The sequence below is a fragment of the Nocardioides sp. zg-1230 genome (assembly GCF_013155335.1).
Lineage (GTDB): Bacteria > Actinomycetota > Actinomycetes > Propionibacteriales > Nocardioidaceae > Nocardioides.
The window spans coordinates 390,351-410,978 of sequence record NZ_JABJQZ010000002.1; the positions used below are offsets into that span (position 1 = coordinate 390,351).

A 20,628-nucleotide genomic window follows, 5' to 3' on the forward strand; every position below is an offset into this window, starting at 1 on the left:
CCGAGAGACGCGGCGGCGACGCTAGGGCGCCGCATCGCCGGCGGCGCGGCCCCGGACGCCGAGATGACCGAAAGTGGTGAGGTCGGGCCGGGCGCGCCGAGCCCCTCGAGCCGTTCGGCGTACCCCGACCCGCCCGAGAACTTGTCAGCGACTCCGGCGTTCCTTCGGCAGATGTCGCCAGTGAGGGTGTGAGATGGACCGCACTAGTTTGTGGCTTCTCGGGTAACCACCCCGTCAGATCTGGAGGCCTGCACATGTCGATGTTCAAGTGGGAAGTGGTCGATCCCGCGCCGGGGCAAGCGGTACTGCCGATGCAGCGCCTGCCGTGGGGCAAGACGATCGGGCTCGGTGCCCAGCACGTGGTCGCCATGTTCGGCGCCACCTTCGTGTTCCCCCTGGTGATGGGGCTCGACGCCAACCTCGCCATCATGTTCTCGGGCTTCTGCACCATCCTGTTCCTGCTGATCGTGCAGAACCGGGTGCCCAGCTACCTCGGGACGAGCGCGTCGTTCGTCGCCTCGGTCGCGGCGATCCGCGCGCTCGACGAGGGCAACGACTCGTCGTACGTCACCGGCGCGATCCTCGTCGGCGGCCTGGTGCTCGCCGCGGTCGGCGTGCTCGTGCACTTCGCCGGCGCGCACCTGATCCACCGCATCCTGCCGCCGGCGGTCACCGGCGCGGTGGTCATGCTGATCGGCTTCAACCTCGCTCCGGTCGTCGCCGGAATCTACTGGCCCCAGGACCAGTGGGTCGCCCTGGCGACCGCGGCCTTCATGGTCTTCGCCGCCGTGATGCTTCCCGGCTTCTGGTCGCGCATCGCGGTCTTCCTCGCCCTGGTCTTCGGCTACCTCCTGTCGTGGCTCCTCGACCTGACCTTCGGTCCCATCACCTCCGTGCTCGGAGGCGCCACCGAGGCCACCGAGCACGACCGCGTCTCGTGGGCCGGTGTCGAGGCGGCGAGCTGGATCGGCCTGCCGAGCGGCACCCTCGCCGACGGCGTCTCCGTCGTCCACGGCCCGTCGTTCTCGCTCACCGCGATCCTGCTCGTCCTGCCCGGCGTCATCGCGCTCGTCGCGGAGAACACCGGCCACGTCAAGGCCGTCGCCGAGATGACCGGCGAGGACCTCGACCCCTACATGGGACGCGCGATCGGAGCCGACGGTCTCGCGACCGCCTTCGCCAGCGCGTTCGGCGGCTCGCCGACCACGACGTACGCCGAGAACATCGGCGTCATGGGTGCGACCCGGGTCTACTCCTCGGCGGCCTACTACGTCGCTGCTCTGGTGGCCATCCTGCTCGGCCTGTGCCCGAAGTTCGGCGCGGTGGTCAACGCGACCCCGGGCGGCGTCCTCGGCGGCATCACGGTTGTGCTCTACGGAATGATCGGACTGGTGGGCGCGAAGATCTGGGTCGAGAACAACATCGACTTCGGCAACCCCGTCAACATGGTGGGTCTGTCCGCGGGCATCATCGCCGGCATCGGCGGCGTGACGCTCACGTTCGGCGACGACTTCGAGCTCGGCGGCATCGCCCTCGGCACGATCCTGGTCATCGTCTTCTTCCACATGGTCAAGGGCCGCACCGGCACCGGCGCCGGCACGGTCACCCGCAACATGAGCCACCCCGACTACGACGAGGGCGTCGACGACGCGGCCTCCGGAGGCACGCACAAGCGATGAAGCCCGCACCCTTCGCCTACCTGCGACCCACCACCCTCGAGGAAGCCCTCGCGGCGCTCGCGGGGGAGCAGGGGGCGAAGGTGCTGGCCGGCGGTCAGTCGCTCGTCCCGCTGCTCTCCATGCGGCTGGCCGCACCCTCGATGCTCGTCGACATCAACGCCCTGCCCGACCTCGGCCACGTCCGCGTGGCCGAGGACGGGGTCAGGGTGGGGGCCCTGGCCCGGCACGCCGAGGTCCTCGCCTCGGCCGAGGCCCAGGAGTCCCAGCCGCTGCTCGCGATGGCGCTGAGCCACGTGGCGCACCCGACGATCCGCAACCGCGGCACCACCGTCGGCTCGATCGTGCACGCCGACGCCGCGGCCGAGATGCCGATGGTGCTGCGACTGCTGGAGGGATCCGTCGACGTCGCGTCGGTGCGCGGTCGTCGTACGATCCCGGCGGCGGAGCTGTTCGCCGGCCCGCTCGAGTCCACCCTGGCCCACGACGAGGTCGCCGTCGAGGCGTTCTTCCCGGCCCTCGCACCCGCTGCCGGCGTCGCCTTCCAGGAGATCGCCCGCCGTCACGGCGACTACGCCCTCGTGGGCGTCGCCGCCCTCGTCGAGACCGACGGGGGAGAGGTCACCCGCGCGCGGATCGGCTTCGTCTCGGTGAGCGACGTCCCCGTCGTCGTCGACGTCACCGACGCGCTCGACGACCCCGCCGCGAAGTCCCTCGCCGAGCTCGACCCCGCCGAGGACATCCACGCCACCGCCGCCTACCGCGCCCACCTCGTGAAGGTGCTGGCGCCGCGCGTCATGGCGGCTGCGACCGACCACGCCCGCTCGCGGGCAGGAGAGGCGATCCACCCGTGACCACCGAACAGCTCCACGACGTGCGCCTGCACGTCAACGGGTCCGTCCATGAGGTGCAGGTGCCCGCGCGGCGCCTGCTGTCCGACGCCCTGCGCCACGACTGCGGACTGACCGGCACGCACGTCGGCTGCGAGCACGGCGTGTGTGGGGCCTGCACGGTGCTGGTCGACGGCACGCCGATGCGCTCGTGCCTGATGCTCGCCGTCTCGGCAGTCGACGCCGAGATCACGACGGTCGAGGGCCTGACCGAGGACGACGGCTCGCCCCAGGGCCGTCTCAGCCCCGTGCAGCAGGCGTTCTCCGACTGCCACGGCCTGCAGTGCGGATTCTGCACGCCGGGCTTCCTGACCACCATCACCGCCGGCCTGCGCGAGACGCCCGACCCGACCGAGGACGAGGCGAGGGAGATGATCGCCGGTAACCTCTGCCGCTGCACGGGCTACCAGAACATCGTGAAGTCGGTGCTCCGCGCTGCGGAGATCCAGGCCGAGCGGGGCGAGGCATGACGACGAAGATGTTCGGCGCCAAGGTGCCGCGCGTGGAGGACCAGCGCTTCCTGCGCGGCCAGGGACGCTACGTCGACGACCTGCTCACCGACGACCCGCGGCTGCTGCACTCGGCTGTGCTGCGCTCGCCCCACGCGCACGCCCGCATCGTCGACATCGACGTCTCCGACGTGCTCGACGTCGAGGGCGTCGTGGCCGTGTGGACCTACGACGACCTGACCGGCGCGATGGCCGAGCCGCTGCCGCTGCTGATCCCGCACCCGACCCTCACCCACGGTCGCACGCAGTACGCCCTGGCGAAGGACGAGGTCAACTACGTCGGCGAGGCGATCGCCTTCGTCGTCGCCGTCGACCGCTACGTCGCCGAGGACGCCGTCTCGCGCATCCGCGTCGACTACGAGTACCTGCAGCCCGTGGTCGGGATCGCCGCCGCACGCGCCGCCGAGCGCACGGTGCACGACGACGTGCCCGACAACGTCGGCGCGCGGATGGAGCAGGAGAACGGTGACGCCCGCGCAGCCATCGCCCGCGCGCCCCACACGCTGACGCTCGACCTCGACGTCGAGCGCTCCGCCTGTACGCCGATGGAGGGGCGCGGCACCGTGGCCCGGTGGGACCCCGACACGTCCCGCCTGACGGTGTGGTCCTCGACCCAGACGTCGACCGGTGTGCGCGGCTGCGTCGCCGCCAAGCTCGGCCTCGACCTCGCGAAGGTCGACGTCGTCACCCCCGACGTCGGTGGCGGCTTCGGCGTCAAGATCAACCACCCGTGGCCCGAGGAGCTGCTCGTGCCGCTGGCGGCGATGACGCTGGGGCGGCCGGTGAAGTTCACCGAGGACCGGCGCGAGCACTTCATCTCCTCGGCCCACGAGCGCGCCCAGCAGCACCACGTCGAGGTCGGCTTCGACGACGACGGCCGCCTGCTCGGGCTCAACGTCGAGTTCTGGCACGACCACGGCGCCTACACGCCGTACGGCCTCATCGTCCCGATCATCACCTCGACCCAGCTGCTCGGGCCCTACAAGCCGGAGAACTACCGGGTCGCCTTCGAGTCGCTCTACACCAACACGGTGATCGTCACGCCCTACCGCGGCGCCGGTCGACCGCAGGGCTGCTTCGTCATGGAGCGCACCATGGACGCGATCGCGGCCTACCTCGGCAAGGACCGCACCGACGTCCGCTCGGCCAACTTCATCCAGCCCGACGAGTTCCCGTACGAGCACGGGCTGGTCTTCCAGGACGGGCGCGAGCTGACCTACGACTCCGGCGACTACCCGGCCTCGCTGGCCAAGCTCAAGGAGCTGGTCGGCTGGGACGAGTTCGAGGACTTCCGTGCGGAGATGGCCGCGCAGGGGCGCAGGGTCGGCATCGGCCTGGCGTGCTACGTCGAGGGCACGGGCGTCGGTCCCTACGAGGGCGCCCACGTGCACATCGAGACCTCGGGCAAGGTCAAGGTCGCGACCGGCCTGACCACCCAGGGGCAGGGCCACCAGACGGCGTTCGCCCAGATCGTCGCCGACGCCCTCGGCGTGCGCTTCGAGGACGTCGAGATCACCACCGGTGACACCCGCAAGATGCCCTACGCCGTGGGCACCTTCGCCTCGCGTGCGGCCGTGATGAGCGGCTCGGCGATCCATCTCGCCGCTCTGCGCGCGAAGGAGAAGGCGCTGCGGATCGCGGCCGAGGCACTCGAGGCGTCCGAGGACGACCTCGAGATCGCCGACGGCGTCGTGTCCGTCCGTGGCACGGACGCCTCGATCGACCTCGGCACGGTCGCCGTCCTCTCCAACCCACTGCGCTACGCCTTCGACGAGGCATCGAAGGCCGCCACCCAGTTCTCCGTCGGCGACCCGGGCAAGCCGCCGGTGGCCGAGGACGACGAGCCCGGCCTCGAGGGCAAGGACTTCTACTCCCCGCCGCGCTCGACCTTCGCCAACGGCATGCACGCCGTCATCGTCGAGACCGACCCCGACACCGCGGAGATCAGGATCCTCAAGTACGCCGTCGTCCACGACTGCGGCCACCTGATCAACCCGATGATCGTCGAGGGCCAGATCCACGGCGGCGTCGCGCAGGGCGTCGGCGGCGCGCTCTACGAGCGGATGGCGTACGACGAGTCGGGACAGCTGCTCAACGCCTCGTTCATGGACTTCCTCATGCCCTACGCGACCGAGGTCCCGACGTCGATCGACATCGACCACCTCGAGACCCCGTCCCCGCTCAACCCGCTCGGCATCAAGGGCGCCGGCGAAGCGGGCGTCATCCCGTCCGCCGCCGTCTTCGCCGCGGCCATCGAGGACGCCGAGGGCTTCCCGATCACGTCGATGCCGATCTCGCCGTCCGAGCTCTTCGCCCTGCGGCTCGAGCACGTCGACGAACCCCACCCCCTGTCTGAGGAGACCGCATGAAGTTCACCGGAGAGAACACGCTGGCCGCGCCCGTCGAGCAGGCGTGGGACGCGCTGCTCGACCCGGCCGTGCTGGTCCGGACGATCCCGGGCTGCGAGCGCCTCGAGGCGACCGGTGAGAACGCCTACGCCATGACGGTCACCGCGGGCGTCGCCTCGATCAAGGGCACGTACGCCGGCTCCTGCGTGCTCACCGACCTCGTCGAGCACGAGTCGCTGGTGATGAAGCTCGACGGCGCCGGCGCCCCCGGCACGATCGGGGCCACCGTCAACGTGCGGTTCCTCGACGAGGGCTCCTCCACCAAGGTGTCGTACGACGCCGACGCGGTGGTGGGCGGGATGATCGGCGGCGTCGGACAGCGGATGCTCACGAGCGTGTCGCGTCGCATGGCCGGTGAGTTCTTCGGCAACGTCGACGCGGCCATCGCCGGTGGCCCGGCGGCGGCCCCTGCCGAGGCTGCGGCGGCGGGTGCGCCGGCCGTGGCACCCGCCGGTGGCCCGGTCACCGCCGGGCAGGTCTTCACCGCCCCGGCTCCCGCGCCGGCGGCCGCATCGCGCCAGGACTTCCTCACCGGCGTCGCCGTCGGCGCCGGGCTCGTGGTCCTCGGCGTCGTCGTGGGCGGGATCTTCGGGCGCCGCCGATGACGGTCGTCACGGTCGACTCCACGGCCCGCGCCCAGGCCGCCGCCGTACGGTCCGGGGAGATCTCTGCGAGCGAGCTCCTCGAGCTGCACCTCGACCGGATCGAGGAGCGCAACCCCGAGCTCAACGCGATCGTCTCCCTCGACGCCGAGCGCGCCCGGGCCTGGGCGGCCGTCGCCGACCAGGCGCAGGCCTCGGGCGAGGAGGTCGGCCCGCTGCACGGGCTGCCCTTCGCGGTGAAGGACACCCACGCGCTCAAGGGCTGGCGCACGACCTACGGCTCGCCGATCTTCGCCGACGCCGTCGCCGACCACGACGACCTGCTCGTCGAGCGCGTCCGCGCGGCCAGCGCGGTCTTCATCGGCAAGACCAACGTCCCGGAGTTCGCGGCCGGCTCCCACACGTTCAACACCGTCTTCGGCGTCACCCGCAACCCGGTCGACCCGACGCGCTCGGCGGGCGGGTCCAGCGGGGGAGCGGCGTGCGCGCTGGCGTCGGGCATGGTGCCGCTCGCCGACGGCTCCGACATGGGCGGGTCCCTGCGCAACCCGGCGTCGTTCTGCGGCGTCGTCGGCATGCGGCCCTCGCTCGGCCGGGTGCCGGAGTGGCCGCTCTACAACCAGTGGGAGAGCACGTCGGTCGGCGGGCCGATGGCCCGCAACGTCGGCGACCTCGCGCTCCTGCTGTCGGTGATCGCCGGTCCCGACCCGCGCGCCCCGCAGGCCCTCGGCGACCCCGGTTCCTCCTTCGCGCCGCCGCTGACGCCCGCCCCGCCGGCCGGTCTCCGGGTCGCCTGCTCGGTCGACCTCGGCGGCGCGCTGGTGGTCGACCACGAGGTCGCGGACGTCGTACGCGCGACAGCGGCGCGGCTCTCCGACGCGGGTGCGTCGGTGGCCGAGACCCACCCCGACCTCTCGCTGGCCGACGACACCTTCCGGACGCTCCGCGCGTGGCACTTCCAGGCCAAGCTCGGTCGGCTCCTCGCGGAGCACCCGTCGTCGTTCAAGGCCTCGCTCGAGGCCAACATCCGGGCCGGTGAGCCGCTGACCGGTGCCGACGTGGCCCGCGCCTACACGCAGCGCACCTCACTGTCGGAGACCATGCGGCTGTTCTTCGGCGACCACGACGTGCTGCTGCTCCCGACCTCGCAGGTGCCGCCCTTCCCGGTGGAGCAGGAGTTCCCCGAGACGATCAACGGGCAGGAGATGCCCGACTACCTCGCCTGGATGCGCTCGGCGTACTTCATCACCGTCACCGGGTGTCCCGCGATCTCCGTCCCCGCGGGCCGCACCGCCGACGGGCTGCCTGTGGGCGTCCAGCTGGTCGCCCGTCACGGCGCCGACCGTCGGCTGCTCGAGGTCGCGGCCGCCGTCGAGGACCTGCTCGCCTCGTGACGAGGTGTGCACAGACTGTGGACAAGGGTGTGCACGACGTCCGCTGAGCTGGGGATGAACGACCCCCGCCTGTGCACGACGCGCCGGAACCCGAAGTATGTCCAGATCGGGGCCGAAAGACCCTTGTGACCTGGGACTCCGCGGGCGTAGAACTGGTCCTACGCAGCCCCGCAAGGGGAGGCGGGATGGCTCCGACGACGAGTCCGTACGACGCGAACCGGTACGCCGGGGAACGTCGCAGGCACCAGGTGATGGGTGGCTGGGACGCAGCAGGAGGAGCGATCGACCGGAAGCATCACAGGACCGGTCACCTCCGAGGACCTGGACGCTTCGGCGACCTGATCCTCACCAGAAGGGCCCTTGACGCTCATACCGTCGAGGGCCCTTCGCCTGTTCCGACTCCCGGCAGGTGTTGCCGAGCAATCGACGATCCGTCGGCAGACCTTGCCGTGGTCACCGCGGTGGCGGGATCGGTTGAATCGTCCCCATGAGCGCGCGGCGGATCAGGATCGGCATCGACACCGGAGGCACGTTCACCGACGTGGTCGCCCTCGACGAGGACACGGGGGAGCTGGTCACCACCAAGACCCCCAGCACGCCGGGCAACCCGGCCGACGGCTTCATCGCCGGCATCGAGAAGATCCTCGGGATCGTCGGCGGCGACGGTGGCGACATCACCGCCGTCTCGCACGGCACGACCGTGGCGACCAACAAGCTCCTCGAGGGCAAGGTCGAGGCGCTCGGCTTCATCACGACCGAGGGCTACGAGTTCATGCTCGAGATCGCCCGCCAGTCGGTGCCCGACGGCTACGGCAACTCCTACTTCTGGGTCAAGCCCGACCGCATCGTGCCGGCCGACCGGGTCCGCACCGTCGGCGGTCGTCTCGATTTCACCGGCTCCGAGATCCGGCCCTTCGACGAGGACCAGGCCGTCGCCGCGGCCCGGTGGTTCAAGGACCAGGGGATCACCACGATCGGCGTCTGCCTGCTCCACGCCTACGCCAACGACGAGCACGAGCTGCGGATGCGCGAGATCCTGCGCCGCGAGCACCCCGACGCCGTCGTGTCCATCTCGAGCGAGGTGCTGCGCGAGTACCGCGAGTACGAGCGCTCCATGACCACGCTGGTCGACGCGGCCGTGAAGCCCAACGTCAGCCGCTACGTCACCAGCATCTCCGACCGCCTGGTCAACTTCACCGGCAACGAGATCCCGTTCTACGTGATGAAGTCCAACGGCGGCGTGCTGTCGGCCGACGAGGTCGTGCACCAGCCCATCACCACCGTGCTCTCCGGTCCGGCCGCTGGCGCGCTCGGTGCGGCGCTGATCGCCAAGGTCGCCGGCTTCCCGAAGATCCTCACCTGCGACGGCGGCGGCACCTCGACCGACGTGTCCGTCGTCCTCGACGGCGAGCCGACCCTCACCACCGAGGGCACGGTCGGCGCCTACCCGAGCAAGATCCCGATGATCGACGTGGTCACTGTCGGCGCGGGCGGCGGCTCGATCGCCTGGCTCTCGCCCGAGGGCACGCTCAAGGTCGGCCCGCACTCGGCGGGCGCCGACCCGGGCCCACTCTGCTACGCCAAGGGCGGCACCCAGCCGACCATCACCGACGCCCACGTCACCCTCGGCCGGATCCCTCCTCACCTCCTCGGCGGTGAGATCCCGCTCGACGTGGAGGCCGCCCGGGCGGGCATCGCCGACCTCGCCGACCAGCTCGGCCTCGACTTCGAGCGCTGCGCCACCGGCATCCTCGAGATCTCGGCGTGGAACCAGGCCAACGCGCTCCGCCAGGTCAGCGTCAAGCGCGGCCTCGACGTCCGCGACTTCATGCTGACGACCTTCGGCGGCTCCGGCTCGCTGCTGGCCTGCCGGCTCGTCGACATCCTCGACCTCGCGGGCGTCGTCGTACCCCCCAACCCGGGCAACGTGAGTGCCTTCGGGCTGCTGACCGTCGACGTGAAGAACGACTACGTGCAGACGCACGTCGCCAAGGAGTCGGCGCTCGACCACGCGGCCGTGCAGGCCGTCCTCGACGACCTCACCGACCGGGCCCGCGCTGCCCTGGCCAAGGAGGGCTTCGCGCCCGAGGACCACCGCTTCCAGCGCACCATCGACGTCCGCTACGTCGGCCAGGCCTTCGAGGTGCGGGTCGCAGCGCCCGAAGGCACCGTCGACGACGCGTACGTCGCCCAGGTCGCCGAGACGTTCCACGCCGAGCACCGCCAGCTCTACGGCTACGACTTCCGCGGCGACGCCACCCAGCAGGTCGAGTGGGTCAACCTCCGTGTGACCGGCATCGGCCCGATCACCCGGCCGGAGATCCCGACCCTCGACAAGGCCGAGGGCGACGCCCTCGAGCGCGCCGTCCGCAGCCGCCGCGAGGTCTGCTTCGACGCCGAGCACGGCTACGTCGACACGCCCGTCATCTGGCGCAGCGACCTCGGCGCCGGCGACGCCTTCAGCGGCCCGGCCATCGTCGAGGAGTTCGGCTCGACCATCCCCGTCCACCCCGGCTTCGAGGTCGTGGTCGACGACTGGGCCAACCTCGTGATCCGGAAGGAGTCGGCCCGATGAGCACCTCGACGACCGACGTCAGCACCCGCGCCGTGGACCCGGCGTACGTCACCGCGAAGCCGGTCAACCCGGCCGGCCTGCCGACCGCCTACGAGCACGGCGGCCGCCTCACGGCTGAGGGCACGACGGTCGACCCGATCCTGGTCGAGATCGTCCAGGGCACGCTGGCCAGCGTCGAGATGGAGGTTGAGACCGCGATCGGTCGCACCAGCCGCTCGCCGATGATCCGCGACGCCCACGACTTCCGCGCCGGCATCCACGACCGGCAGCTGCGCAAGCTGACCGGCCGTTCCTACAGCGCGCTCGTGCACCCGATCGTGCGCGACTACCCGATCGAGGAGATGCGCGAGGGCGACGTCTTCTTCCACAACGACGTCTACGAGTCGGAGGGCGGCATCGGTCACCTGCCCGACCTGTGCGTCACCGTGCCGGTCTTCCACGACGGCGAGGTCGTTGCGTTCGTGCAGGCCTTCGGCCACCACGACGACATCGGCGGCGCGGTCCCCGGCTCGATGCCGAGCAACGCGACCACCGTGTACGAGGAGGGGCTGGCGGTCCCGCCGATCAAGCTCTGGGACGCGGGCGTGCCGAACAGGTCGGCGCTGCGGATCATGACCCGCAACTCGCGGATGCCCGACAGCCTCGCCGCCGACCTCGACGCCGAGTGCTCGGCCTGCCTGATGGGGGCGCGGCGCCTGGGCGAGCTGTTCGAGCGCTACGGCCGCGACGCCATCGAGGCGTCGTTCGACGCGATCCTCGACGCGACCACCGAGACCTACCGGCGCGAGATCCTGTCGAAGATCCCCGACGGCACCTACGTCTGGGAGGACTACGCCGAGCACGACGGCGTCGACGAGCCGCAGCTGCACACCCAGCGGATCACGCTCACCAAGGTGAGCGACGCCCCGGCCGACCCCGAGAACGGCCGTCCGGCCGGGCCGCGGCTGATCATCGACTTCACCGGCACGAGCGCCCAGGCCAAGGGGCCGATCAACCACTGCGGCGACTACGTCGGCGGCAACTTCCTCAAGAAGTGGCTCGCGCCCATCCTGCGCAACCTCGCCGACACCCCCGAGCGGATGGCGGAGCTCGACGTCAACGAGGGCATCGTGCCGCTCATCGAGATGCGCTTCCCCGAGAAGGGCACGCTGCTCACGCCGATCCACCCGGGCCCGACCAACGCCCGCACGTTCGTCATCCTGCGACTGCTCGGCGTGCTCGCCGGCGTCGTGGCCAAGGCGGTCGACGGCAAGATGCCGGCCGACCAGGAGACCATCCGCTACACCGGCGTCTACGGGAAGGACCTCGACGGGAACGACTACCTCATGCGCGAGGTGCTCGGCGGCGGCTCGGGCGGGCGCTACTACGCCGACGGCGAGGACACCATCCACGTCGTCCCCGACTCCCGCAACCTGCCGACCGAGTTCACCGAGTCGCGTTTCCCCTTCATCGTGGAGCGCCTCGGGCTGGCCCAGGACTCCGGCGGCGCGGGCGAGTACCGCGGCGGCCTCGGCTACGAGAAGCACATCCGGATGCTCAAGGACGCGCACTTCATGTCCATCGCCGACCGCTCGATCCTCGCCTGCTGGGGCGTGCGCGGCGGCAAGGCCGGCTCGCCGTTCCAGGTCGTCATCGACCCGGGCGGCCCCGACGAGCGCGAGGTCGACGCCCTCGCCGACGCCGAGGTCATCAAGGCCGGCCAGGTCGTCCGGATCCGTACGACAGGTGGTGGCGGCTGGGGCGACCCGCTGGCCCGCGACCCCGAGCTCGTCGTGCGCGACGTCGTGTGGCGCAAGGTCTCGGCCGAGGCCGCGCTGCGTGACTACGGCGTCGTGCTGACCGGCTCTGCCGACTCGGGCGACCTGGGCTTCGACGCGACGTCGACCGAGGCCGAGCGTGCCGGGCGCGCGGCGTGGAGCAAGGACGACGACGCCTTCTTCGACCGCGGTCCTGGCTACGCCTCGCTCGCCGACGGCGCAGCGTCCGCCGAGGTCGACCGGATCTGAGGCGTGTCGGTGCGGCGCGTCGCAGTGATCGGTGGCCACGGCAAGACCGGGCGCGCCGTCTGCGACGCGCTCGCCGCACGCGGGATCGAGGCCCGGCCGCTGGGACGCAACGACTGGCAGGACCTCGCGTCGGCCGTGGCCGGGTGCGAGGCGGCGTACGTCATCGCACCCAACCTGCACCCTGACGAGCCGTCCTACGTCACGTCGGCGCTGGCCGCACTGACCGAGGCCGGCGCCGGCCGGGTCGTCTACCACTCGGTGGCCTCGCCCTACGTGCCCGCCATGCCGCACCACGTCGGCAAGGCCGTGAGCGAGGACCTGGTCCGGCGCAGCGGGCTGGACTGGACGATCCTCCAGCCCGGCGCCTACCTGCAGAACTTCGACCTCACCGGTCCGCTCGACCTGCCCTACTCCCCGGACGTGCCGTTCGGCTTCCTCGACCTCGCCGACCTGGGCCGGGCCGCGGCCGCCGTCCTCACCGAGGACGGGCACAGCGGAGCGACGTACGAGCTCGCGACGAGGGTCGCGACCGGCCGCGAGCTGGCGGCGGAGGCGGGGGTGCCGGTGCAGCAGGTCGGCGACCCTGGCACCCATCCCTGGCTCAGCGCGATGTTCGCCTACTACGACGAGCACGGACTGCCCGTGGGCACGCGCGTGCTGGAGGCGCTGCTCGGGCGACGCGGTGTCATCATCGGCAGGTGACCGATCAGCAGACGTACGCCGACCTGGGTGCCGCGGCCTGGCGCTGGGTGCTCGACCAGGTCCGGTGGGACGACGGGCCGTGGATCCCCGTGTCCGTGCCCCACGAGGGTGGGCCGCCCGAGGAGCGCGACGGGATGCACAGCGGCATCGGCGGGCTGGCCCACGTGCTCGCGGAGATACGCCAGTCCCGCGACTGGACCGACGAGGAGGCCGTGCTCGCCGACGGGATCGCGGTGCGGATCCGGGAGGGGCTCCTCACGCAGCCGCTCGCCACCTACTTCGACGGTGCGGCGAGCGACCTCGGCGTGCTCAGCGCCCTGGGTGCCGACGGGAGTGACGTCGCGATCGCACGGCTGGCCGAGCTGGCTGCCGACGACGGGTGGGAGCAGCCCTACCTCGTCGCGCCGACCTACCCGCCGCACACCCGCATCAACGACGTCACGCTCGGGACGGCCGGAGCTCTGCTCGCCGCGACCTGGGCGCACCGGCACGGCATCGCCGGCGCCGAGGCACTGGCCCACCACGCCGCAGACATCCTCCTCGCCGAGGGGGAGCCGACCCCGGCCGGCACCGACTGGCCGTACGTACCTGAGCGCTTCCGGGGCGACGTACCGTTCGACCGTCGCCGCGACATGCCCAACTGGTCGCACGGCCTCGCCGGGATCGCAGGCGCCCTCGCGGTGGCCGGCAGCGAGATCGGACGGCCCGACCTCGTCGAGGCCGCGCGCAGCGGTGCCGAGCACCTCGTCACGCTGGGCGACCTCAGTGGCGACGGCTTCGTGGTGCCGGTCGCCTTCCCTCCCGCGCCGGGCCTCGAGGAGCGGACCTACACCTGGTGCCACGGCCCGACGGGCACCTCGTTCCTTTTCACCGCCCTCGAGCACGCCGGCGTCGAGGAGGTCGCCGGCGAGACCCCCGCCCAGTGGCACCGCCGCTGCCTGCACGCCGTCCGCACCTCGGGAGTCCCCGAGCGTCGCCACCCGGGCTTCTGGGACAACGACGGTCGCTGTTGCGGCACCGCCGGCGTCGGCGACGTGTTCCTCGACGCCTGGCAGCGGCTGGGCATCGAGGACGACCTCGCCTTCGCGCAGGTCCTGGGCGACGCGCTCGTCGATCGCGCGATCGTGGAGGGTGACCGCGCGTGCTGGCGCTTCACCGAGCACCGCAACGACGACCCGCTCCTTCCGCCGGGCGTCGGCTGGATGCAGGGCGCCGCCGGCATCGCGGCCTACCTCCTGCGGCTCTCGCGCGTGCTGCGCGAGGGGCGTACGACGCCCGCCGTGGCGCGGCTCGACACTTGGTGGAACCTCCCCTGAACCTCACGATCCTGCAACGACCGTTGCCCAGGACAGGTGGCGCCCGGATGCTTCGGGGATGAACCGGGGGATCGGGCTCGTCCTGCTGCTCGCAGCCGTGCTGTCGGGCTGCGGAGACCGCGAGAGCGGCGACAGGGAAAGGGGCGCCGAGCCGCCACCGCCCGCCGCCTCGCCGACGGCGATGCTGCCGGCCGACGGCCCGGTGCGCGCAATCGCCACGGTGCTGGACGAGGGCGCCGGCCCGGTCCTCTGCCTCGGCGGGGTCATGACGTCGCTGCCGCCCACGAGGTGGCCGCGAGGCTGCCCGACTACGCCCTCTCGTGGGGCGACCAGACGATCAACCCGAGGTGGGACGAGGCGCAGGGCCTCGACGGCGGCGGCGAGTCGGCGCTCGAGGTCGAGCGTGCGATGAACGACCCCCGCCACACCGTCCTCAACGTCGCTGTGACCGACGACCTGGTCCGGGCCGAGCAGGCCATACGGGAGGTCTGGGGCGGCGCCCTGTGCGTGACGCGCTTCGCGAACACCGAGGACCGGCTTCGCGAGGTCGCCGACGCGCTCGGCGACCTGCCGGGCGGCCTCGGTCGCGGCTACGGCACCATCAGCAACACCGTCGAGATCTCCGTCGTTCACGACGACGGGTCCATCCAGGCGTGGGCCGACGAGGAGTTCGGTGCCGGCGTGGTCACAGTCACCTCGGCGCTGCGGCGGGTCGAGAAGTGAGCCGCGCCCTCGGCTTCGGATCGGTGGCAACGGCCTACGAGCGCTATCGGCCCGGATACCCGCCGGAGCTCGTCGACGCCGTGCTCGAGTACGCCGGGCGTCCCGTCGCCACGGCGCTCGAGATCGGCGCCGGCACCGGCAAGGCGACACGCGCCTTCGCGGCGCACGCCATCGAGATCACCGCGACGGATCCCGACGAGGCGATGCTCGCCGTGCTGCGTAGGCATGTCCCGGGGGTGACGACGGTTCGCGGCGCCTTCGGTGACCTGCCGCTCACCACGACGTACGACCTCGTCTACGCCGCGGCGGCCATGCACTGGACGCGCCCGGAGGGCCGGTGGGAGCGGGTCGCCGCCCTCCTCGTGCCAGGTGGCGTCTTCGCATCGCTCGGCGGGCCGCTCGACCTCGCCGATCCCGACCTGGCCGCCAAGGTCGCGGGGGCCCGGGCGCCGTACCTCGCCAGCGACGACATCCCGTCGCCCGACGGCACGCCGGAGGACAGTCCGATGCGGTGGCCCGGCACCGAGCTGACTGCGTCTCCGCTGTTCACGGACGTGCGCCAGGTCGAGCTGCCGAGCCCGACCGTCTTGTCGAGGAACGACTACGTAGGCCTGCTGTCGACCATCTCCGCCTGGCTCGAGCTCCCGCCGACCGTGCGGGAGGCCGCGCTGGAGGCGGTCCGCGACGTGCTGCCTGAGCAGGTCGATCTGCGCCGTGACCTCACGCTTCACCTCGCCCGGGTCGTCGGCGATCCCTGACAGCTGCACTGCGGCAGTCGCGCGCCGGACCGCGGGCGTCATCCGAACCGCTGGGCATGGGTGTGGGTTGGTATGACGCTGCGCCCGCCGGCCGACGGGTGGAACCTGCCCCGAGCCTGACAGTGGTCAGGCGCGAGCCCGCCGGTCGCGCTCGAGGTAGAGCTCCTGGTCCAGCGGCGCACGCCCCGACTCCCGGGGCGCCCGGCGAGCCCCTGCCCGAGCCTTGAGCCCGTGCAGCATCCCGCGGGACATGACGACGTCGGAGGGCACGATGGTGGCGACGTAGAGCGCGGTGAGCCACCCGGGACTCGTGCGCCCGCGGACCCGGAGGTGCACGCGGGTGGCGCGACCCGGCAGCGCGGTCAGGTGGATCGTCCAGGTCCACGTGATGTGCGCCCCGCGGCGCACCGCCCACCCTGGCGGCACGTGGGTCACCGACCCCAGCACGAGCAGCTCAGGCGGCTCCACCTGGGCCACGCGGAAGTGCGCGGTCCCGGGCCGGCCGTCCGGTACGACGTCGCCGACCTGCAGGTCGCGGACCAGGCGCGGGTCGAGCCGGTCGAGGCTCGCCCAGCTGTCCGGGAACAGCAGCCGGTCGACCCAGGTGGGCGTGTACCACCCCCCGAGGTGCCAGCCCATCTGGGTCAGCCAGGGCCAGACCTCCTCCCGGTCGGCCGCCACGGTGATCGCATGGTCCATCACCATCTGGGGGTGGACGACGAGGTCGTCGCCCGGGAGCCGGGCGGCGCGCTCCTCCGCCGTGGACCCGGCCCGTCGGCCGAGGACCTGGAGCGCCGCTCCGGCAGCCAGGAGTGCCGCGCCCGCACCCACGAGGCGGTCGAGCACCGTGATCACGCTCCCTCCGGGTCGGTCCCCTCGGACCGAGCCTCGACCGCACCCGGCCCACCGCGACAGGGCCGCACGGCTCGACGGCGTGGGACCAATTGCCCCGGCCCCGCCAGTGCGTCAGGGCTCGATCAGGCCCGCCCGGATGGCATAGCGCGTCAGCTCCACCCGGTCGCGCATCCCGAGCTTGCCGAGGATGTTGGCCCGGTGGCCCTCGACGGTCTTGAGCGCGATGTGCAGCTCCTTGGCGATCTCGCGCGAGGACCGGCCCTCGGCGATCAGCTTGATCACCTGGTCCTCGCGGGCGGTCAGCACCGACGTAGGTACCCGTTCGCCGCGGCGCAGCCGGTCGAGGTAGTCGCGCACGAGGGTGCCCTCCGCGCCGGGGTAGAGGAACGTCTCCCCGCGCATCGCCGCACGGCAGGCGCCGACGAGGTCCTCGTCGGCGACGGACTTGAGGACGTAGCCGCTCGCGCCGGCCTTGAGGGCGCCGAAGAAGTACTGCTCGTTGTCGTGCATCGAGAGCATCAGGATCTTCGGCGGGTTGCGCCGCCGGCCGATCTCGGACGCCGCCTGCAGGCCGGTCATCCGCGGCATCGCGATGTCGAGGACGACGAGGTCGACCACGGTGTCACGCACCCGCTCGACGGCCTCGGCCCCGTCGGCCGCCTCGGCAACGACCGACAGGTCGGGCTCCTGCTCGAGGATGAGACGTACGCCGCGGCGCACCAGGGTGTGGTCGTCGGCGAGGAGGATCCGGATCACGCGACGACCTCCCCGGTGGTGGCGACGGGCACCTTGAGCCGCACCGTGGTGCCGTGCCGCGGCTGGCTGATCACCGACAGCTCGGCCTGCACGAGGGCCGCACGCTCGCGCATGCCCATCAGCCCCGACCCCTCGGCCAGGCCGGTGAAGCCGCGGCCGTCGTCGCGCACCTCCAGCACGACGTGGGACCCGAGCCGCTGCAGGGACAGCTCGACCGCGCGCGCGTCGGCGTGCCGGGCCGCGTTGGTGAGCGCCTCCTGCGCCACCCGGTAGACGACCACCTCGGCCTCCGGGCTCAGCGCCGGCAGCCCGGGTGCGAACGAGCGCCGCACCGACGCGGAGCTGCGGTCCGAGAACTCGGTCGCCAGCGCGGCCAGGGCGCTCGCCAGGCCCAGGTCCTCCAGGACGCCGGGACGCAGGCGCCGCGCCACCCGCCGTACGTCGTCGAGGCCGGTGCGGGCACTCTCCCGCACGGCCGCCAGCTCGGGCACCATCGCGGCAGGGGCCTGCGACTCCAGCTGCTTGAGGCCCAGCAGGACGACCGTCAGGCTCTGCCCCACCTCGTCGTGCAGCTCCTGCGCGATGCGGTGCCGCTCGGCCTCCTGCGCGGCCAGCGCGCGGGCGTCGCCGGTGCGCCGCTCCTCGGCGAGGCGGTCGAGGAGGCCGTTGACGCTGCGGGCGATGCCGAGCACCGGGCCGGCCCCCTCCTCGGGGAGCTCGGTCGGCTCGAGGTGCTCGATGTCCTCGAGCCGCGCGATCAGCCGGTGCAGCGGCGCCAGCGCCCAGCGGATGAGGAGGGCGTTGGTCAGGATCATCACCACCAGCCCGACACCGATGACGAGGAACTCCGAGGACACCGCGTCGGCGGAGACCCGGGCGGGGGAGAGGAGCAGCAGCAGCGCCGCGACCACGAGCACGACGCCGTTGATCAGGCAGATCGTCCAGAACAGCGGGAGGTGGCTGGGCAGACGCATGCCGACCACCTTCCCATCCCGAGCCCCACCGGAGCCCACCAGATGGGGTCGGGCACCCATGGTCGCGACCGCCCGCTCCGCGAAGACTCGGGGCATGCCACCGCCCGACGAGAACACCGCCGTCGACCCGACCGGGGCCGCCTGGGTGGTGTGGCTGGTGATCGTCGGTCCGGCGCTGCTGTTCGCGACGTTCACGTGCGTACGCCGCGTGGCGCCCGGGGAGCTCGTCCTCGTGCTGCGACGCGGCGAGGTGGTGCGCGTGCGCCGCAACGGGTTCGTCGCCCGCTGGCCCGGGCTGGAGCGGTTCGAGGCGGTGTCGACGGATCCGCGCGTCCTGCCGCTCGTGGTGCGCTCCCGCACGAGCGACGGCGTCCGTGTGGTGGCCCTCGCCGACCTGACGGTGCAGGTGCGCGACGTCCAGCCGGGCTCGGCGTACACCCCGGCGACGCAGGCCGCGCGGCTGGCCGAGGACACCGTCGCCCGGGCCGTCGAGCAGCTCGAGGTGGAGTCCCTCGTCGACGACCTCGAGGCGCTCGAGACCCGTTGGCCGGCCGAGCTCACCCGCCTGCTCCCGCTCGGCACCGAGGCCACCGCGCTGTCGGTCCTCGAGGTCGAGGCCCAGTTGACGGGTGGTGCTGCATGAACGACACCCCCCACCTGCTCGAGGTCGCGGTGTCGGTGGCCCTGATCGCCACCGCGATCGGCTTCGCCGTCGGGCTGGCGATCGGGCGCGGACGCCAGCCCCGCTGGCAGGAGAAGGGCAGCTTCGTCCACAAGGTCTCGATCGGCTTCGCGACCCTCGACCGGCTCGACGCGGTGCTGCTGCGCTTCAAGGTCGAGCCCGCGTCACGGCTCTCGGGCGTCGAGGTCGGCGAGCTGCGGCTGCCGTCCGGGTCGGGGGTCGCCATCCTCGCGCGCGGGAAGGAGGTGCTCGTCCCCGACGCCCGCACCGTGCTGCGCTGCGGCGACCAGGTGCTGGTCGTCGCCGCCCTCGGCCAGGTCGCGCAGGTGGAGGACCGGCTGCGGTCGGTCAGCCGCTACGGCCGGCTCGCCAGCTGGGCCGAGGAGATGGACGACCCCGCGGGCTCGGCGCGGGCGTTCGGCGTCCGCAGGCGGGGCAAGGTCGGCGTCGCGTGATCCTCACCTCGGCGGCCCTGGCGATCTTCATCGTCGCCTACGCGCTGATCGCGACCGAGCGCGTCCATCGCGTCGCTGCGGCGCTCGGCGGCGTGGCCGGCATGGTCGTCATCGGCCTCGTCGACGCGCGTACGGCGTTCTTCGACGAGCACACCGGCGTCGACTGGAACGTGATCTTCCTGCTCTTCGGGATGATGATCATCGTCGGCGTGCTCAAGCAGACCGGGCTCTTCGAGTTCCTCGCGCTGTGGGCGGCCAAGAAGTCGGGCGGCCACCCCTACAAGCTGCTCGTGCTGCTGGTGCTGGTCGGCGCCGCCGTGGCGCCGATCCTCGACAACGTCACCTGCGTGCTGCTCGTCGCCCCGGTCACCCTGTCGGTCTGCCGGCGGCTCCAGCTGCCGTCGGCGCCGTACCTGATCTCGCTCATCCTGGCCTCCAACATCGGCGGGATGTCGACGCTGATCGGCGACCCGCCCAACATCATCATCGCGAGCCGGGCCGGGCTGACGTTCACGGACTTCCTCGTCCACTCGCTCCCGCTGACGATCATCCTGCTCGTCCTCTTCGTGGTCATGGCGCGCTGGCTGTTCCGCAAGGACATGACGGTGATGGGCAACGTCCACGGCCTCGACGACCTCCGCCCCGTCGACGCGATCACCAACGTCCGGATGCTGCGCCGCTCGCTCCTCGTGCTGCTGCTCGTCATGGTCGCCTTCAGCCTCCACTCCGTCATGCACCTCGACCCGTCGGTGGTGGCGATGATGGGAGCCGGCGCGATGGTGCTGGTCTCGCGCACCGAGCCCGAGGAGTTCCTCGAGGAGGTCGAGTGGGCCACCCTCGCCTTCTTCATGGCGCTCTTCGTGCTCGTCGGTGCGCTCGTCCAGGTGGGCGTCATCGGTGCGGTGAGCGAGTGGGCCGCCGAGGCGATGGGGGAGCGCCAGCTGCTCGGTGCGACAGCGCTGCTGTTCGGCTCCGCGATCGTGGGCGCCTTCGTCGACAACATCCCCTACACGACCGCCACGGTCCCCGTCGTCGAGGAGATGGTCGCCGGGACCGGGGCGTCCGGTGCCGACAGCCCGCTGTGGTGGGCCTTCGTGTTCGGGGCCGACCTCGGCGGCAACACCACCGCCGTCGCAGCCGGCGCCAACGTGGTCGTGCTCGGCATCGCGGCCAAGGCGGGGGAGCCGATCAGCTTCTGGGGGTTCACCAGGTACGGCGTCGTGGTCACCGTGATGACGCTCCTGGTCGCCTGGGCCTACGTCTACCTGCGCTACTTCGCCTGGGTCTGAGGGGCGCCGTGCCGCACGTGCGGCGGACCTGGCCCTCGATCCGCTACCTGGCGGGCCA

General features: G+C 72.1%; 18 protein-coding genes. 15 read left to right on the forward strand and 3 right to left on the reverse strand.

Annotated features, from left to right (window positions below):
- Positions 1-311 precede the first annotated feature (311 nt).
- The 12 genes from HOO61_RS09860 (at position 312) to HOO61_RS09915 (ending at position 15,559) form a co-directional block, all read left to right on the forward strand.
- Positions 312-1,679, forward strand: a complete 1,368-nt coding sequence (locus tag HOO61_RS09860; protein ID WP_253942241.1) for a uracil-xanthine permease family protein — start codon at positions 312-314, stop codon at positions 1,677-1,679.
- The gene (locus tag HOO61_RS09865; RefSeq protein ID WP_172258537.1) at positions 1,676-2,530 is read left to right on the forward strand and encodes a xanthine dehydrogenase family protein subunit M; all 855 of its coding nucleotides are present in this window, start codon (positions 1,676-1,678) and stop codon (positions 2,528-2,530) included. The genes HOO61_RS09860 and HOO61_RS09865 overlap by 4 nt, the downstream gene beginning before the upstream one ends.
- Positions 2,527-3,036, forward strand: a complete 510-nt coding sequence (locus HOO61_RS09870; protein WP_172258538.1) for a (2Fe-2S)-binding protein — start codon at positions 2,527-2,529, stop codon at positions 3,034-3,036. The genes HOO61_RS09865 and HOO61_RS09870 overlap by 4 nt, the downstream gene beginning before the upstream one ends.
- On the forward strand, positions 3,033-5,444 hold the full coding sequence (cutA, locus tag HOO61_RS09875) for an aerobic carbon-monoxide dehydrogenase large subunit (RefSeq protein ID WP_172258539.1): 2,412 nt from the start codon (positions 3,033-3,035) through the stop codon (positions 5,442-5,444). Before HOO61_RS09870 ends, cutA begins: the two co-directional genes overlap by 4 nt.
- Entirely contained in the window at positions 5,441-6,088 is a 648-nt protein-coding gene (locus HOO61_RS09880) for a carbon monoxide dehydrogenase subunit G (protein ID WP_172258540.1), read from the forward strand. The genes cutA and HOO61_RS09880 overlap by 4 nt, the downstream gene beginning before the upstream one ends.
- Positions 6,085-7,479: an amidase gene (locus tag HOO61_RS09885; RefSeq protein ID WP_172258541.1), complete on the forward strand. Its 1,395-nt coding sequence runs from the start codon at positions 6,085-6,087 to the stop codon at positions 7,477-7,479. The genes HOO61_RS09880 and HOO61_RS09885 overlap by 4 nt, the downstream gene beginning before the upstream one ends.
- Positions 7,480-7,966: 487 nt before the next feature.
- Positions 7,967-10,054, forward strand: a complete 2,088-nt coding sequence (locus tag HOO61_RS09890) for a hydantoinase/oxoprolinase family protein (RefSeq protein WP_172258542.1) — start codon at positions 7,967-7,969, stop codon at positions 10,052-10,054.
- Positions 10,051-12,060, forward strand: a complete 2,010-nt coding sequence (locus tag HOO61_RS09895; protein WP_172258543.1) for a hydantoinase B/oxoprolinase family protein — start codon at positions 10,051-10,053, stop codon at positions 12,058-12,060. The genes HOO61_RS09890 and HOO61_RS09895 overlap by 4 nt, the downstream gene beginning before the upstream one ends.
- Positions 12,061-12,069: 9 nt before the next feature.
- Positions 12,070-12,762 (forward strand): NAD(P)H-binding protein, encoded by a 693-nt coding sequence (locus HOO61_RS09900; protein ID WP_216658768.1) that lies wholly within the window; start codon positions 12,070-12,072, stop codon positions 12,760-12,762.
- Positions 12,759-14,078 (forward strand): lanthionine synthetase LanC family protein, encoded by a 1,320-nt coding sequence (locus tag HOO61_RS09905; protein ID WP_216658769.1) that lies wholly within the window; start codon positions 12,759-12,761, stop codon positions 14,076-14,078. Before HOO61_RS09900 ends, HOO61_RS09905 begins: the two co-directional genes overlap by 4 nt.
- A 288-nt stretch (positions 14,079-14,366) precedes the next feature.
- Positions 14,367-14,801 (forward strand): hypothetical protein, encoded by a 435-nt coding sequence (locus HOO61_RS24845; RefSeq protein ID WP_172258545.1) that lies wholly within the window; start codon positions 14,367-14,369, stop codon positions 14,799-14,801.
- Positions 14,798-15,559: a class I SAM-dependent methyltransferase gene (locus tag HOO61_RS09915; protein WP_172258546.1), complete on the forward strand. Its 762-nt coding sequence runs from the start codon at positions 14,798-14,800 to the stop codon at positions 15,557-15,559. The genes HOO61_RS24845 and HOO61_RS09915 overlap by 4 nt, the downstream gene beginning before the upstream one ends.
- Before the next feature lie 126 nt (positions 15,560-15,685).
- On the opposite strand, the gene HOO61_RS09920 is transcribed toward HOO61_RS09915, so the two are convergent.
- The 3 genes from HOO61_RS09920 to HOO61_RS09930 form a co-directional block, all read right to left on the reverse strand.
- On the reverse strand, positions 15,686-16,414 hold the full coding sequence (locus HOO61_RS09920; protein WP_172258547.1) for an SRPBCC domain-containing protein: 729 nt from the start codon (positions 16,412-16,414) through the stop codon (positions 15,686-15,688).
- 111 nt (positions 16,415-16,525) lie between these two features.
- Positions 16,526-17,170 (reverse strand): response regulator, encoded by a 645-nt coding sequence (locus HOO61_RS24850; RefSeq protein WP_367650109.1) that lies wholly within the window; start codon positions 17,168-17,170, stop codon positions 16,526-16,528.
- Complete coding sequence (locus HOO61_RS09930; RefSeq protein ID WP_172258548.1) at positions 17,167-18,144, reverse strand: sensor histidine kinase; 978 nt, start codon at positions 18,142-18,144, stop codon at positions 17,167-17,169. The genes HOO61_RS24850 and HOO61_RS09930 overlap by 4 nt, the downstream gene beginning before the upstream one ends.
- A 94-nt stretch (positions 18,145-18,238) precedes the next feature.
- Between HOO61_RS09930 and HOO61_RS09935 the strand changes: the two genes are divergently transcribed.
- The 3 genes from HOO61_RS09935 to HOO61_RS09945 are packed head-to-tail and all read left to right on the forward strand — an operon-like array spanning position 18,239 to position 20,570.
- Positions 18,239-18,787 carry an SPFH domain-containing protein gene (locus HOO61_RS09935; RefSeq protein ID WP_172258549.1) on the forward strand — a complete coding sequence of 183 codons (549 nt, stop codon included), beginning with the start codon at positions 18,239-18,241 and terminating at the stop codon, positions 18,785-18,787.
- Positions 18,784-19,281 (forward strand): TrkA C-terminal domain-containing protein, encoded by a 498-nt coding sequence (locus HOO61_RS09940; RefSeq protein WP_172258550.1) that lies wholly within the window; start codon positions 18,784-18,786, stop codon positions 19,279-19,281. Before HOO61_RS09935 ends, HOO61_RS09940 begins: the two co-directional genes overlap by 4 nt.
- Positions 19,278-20,570, forward strand: coding sequence for an SLC13 family permease (locus HOO61_RS09945; RefSeq protein WP_367650110.1), 1,293 nt, complete (start codon positions 19,278-19,280; stop codon positions 20,568-20,570). The genes HOO61_RS09940 and HOO61_RS09945 overlap by 4 nt, the downstream gene beginning before the upstream one ends.
- Positions 20,571-20,628 lie beyond the last annotated feature (58 nt).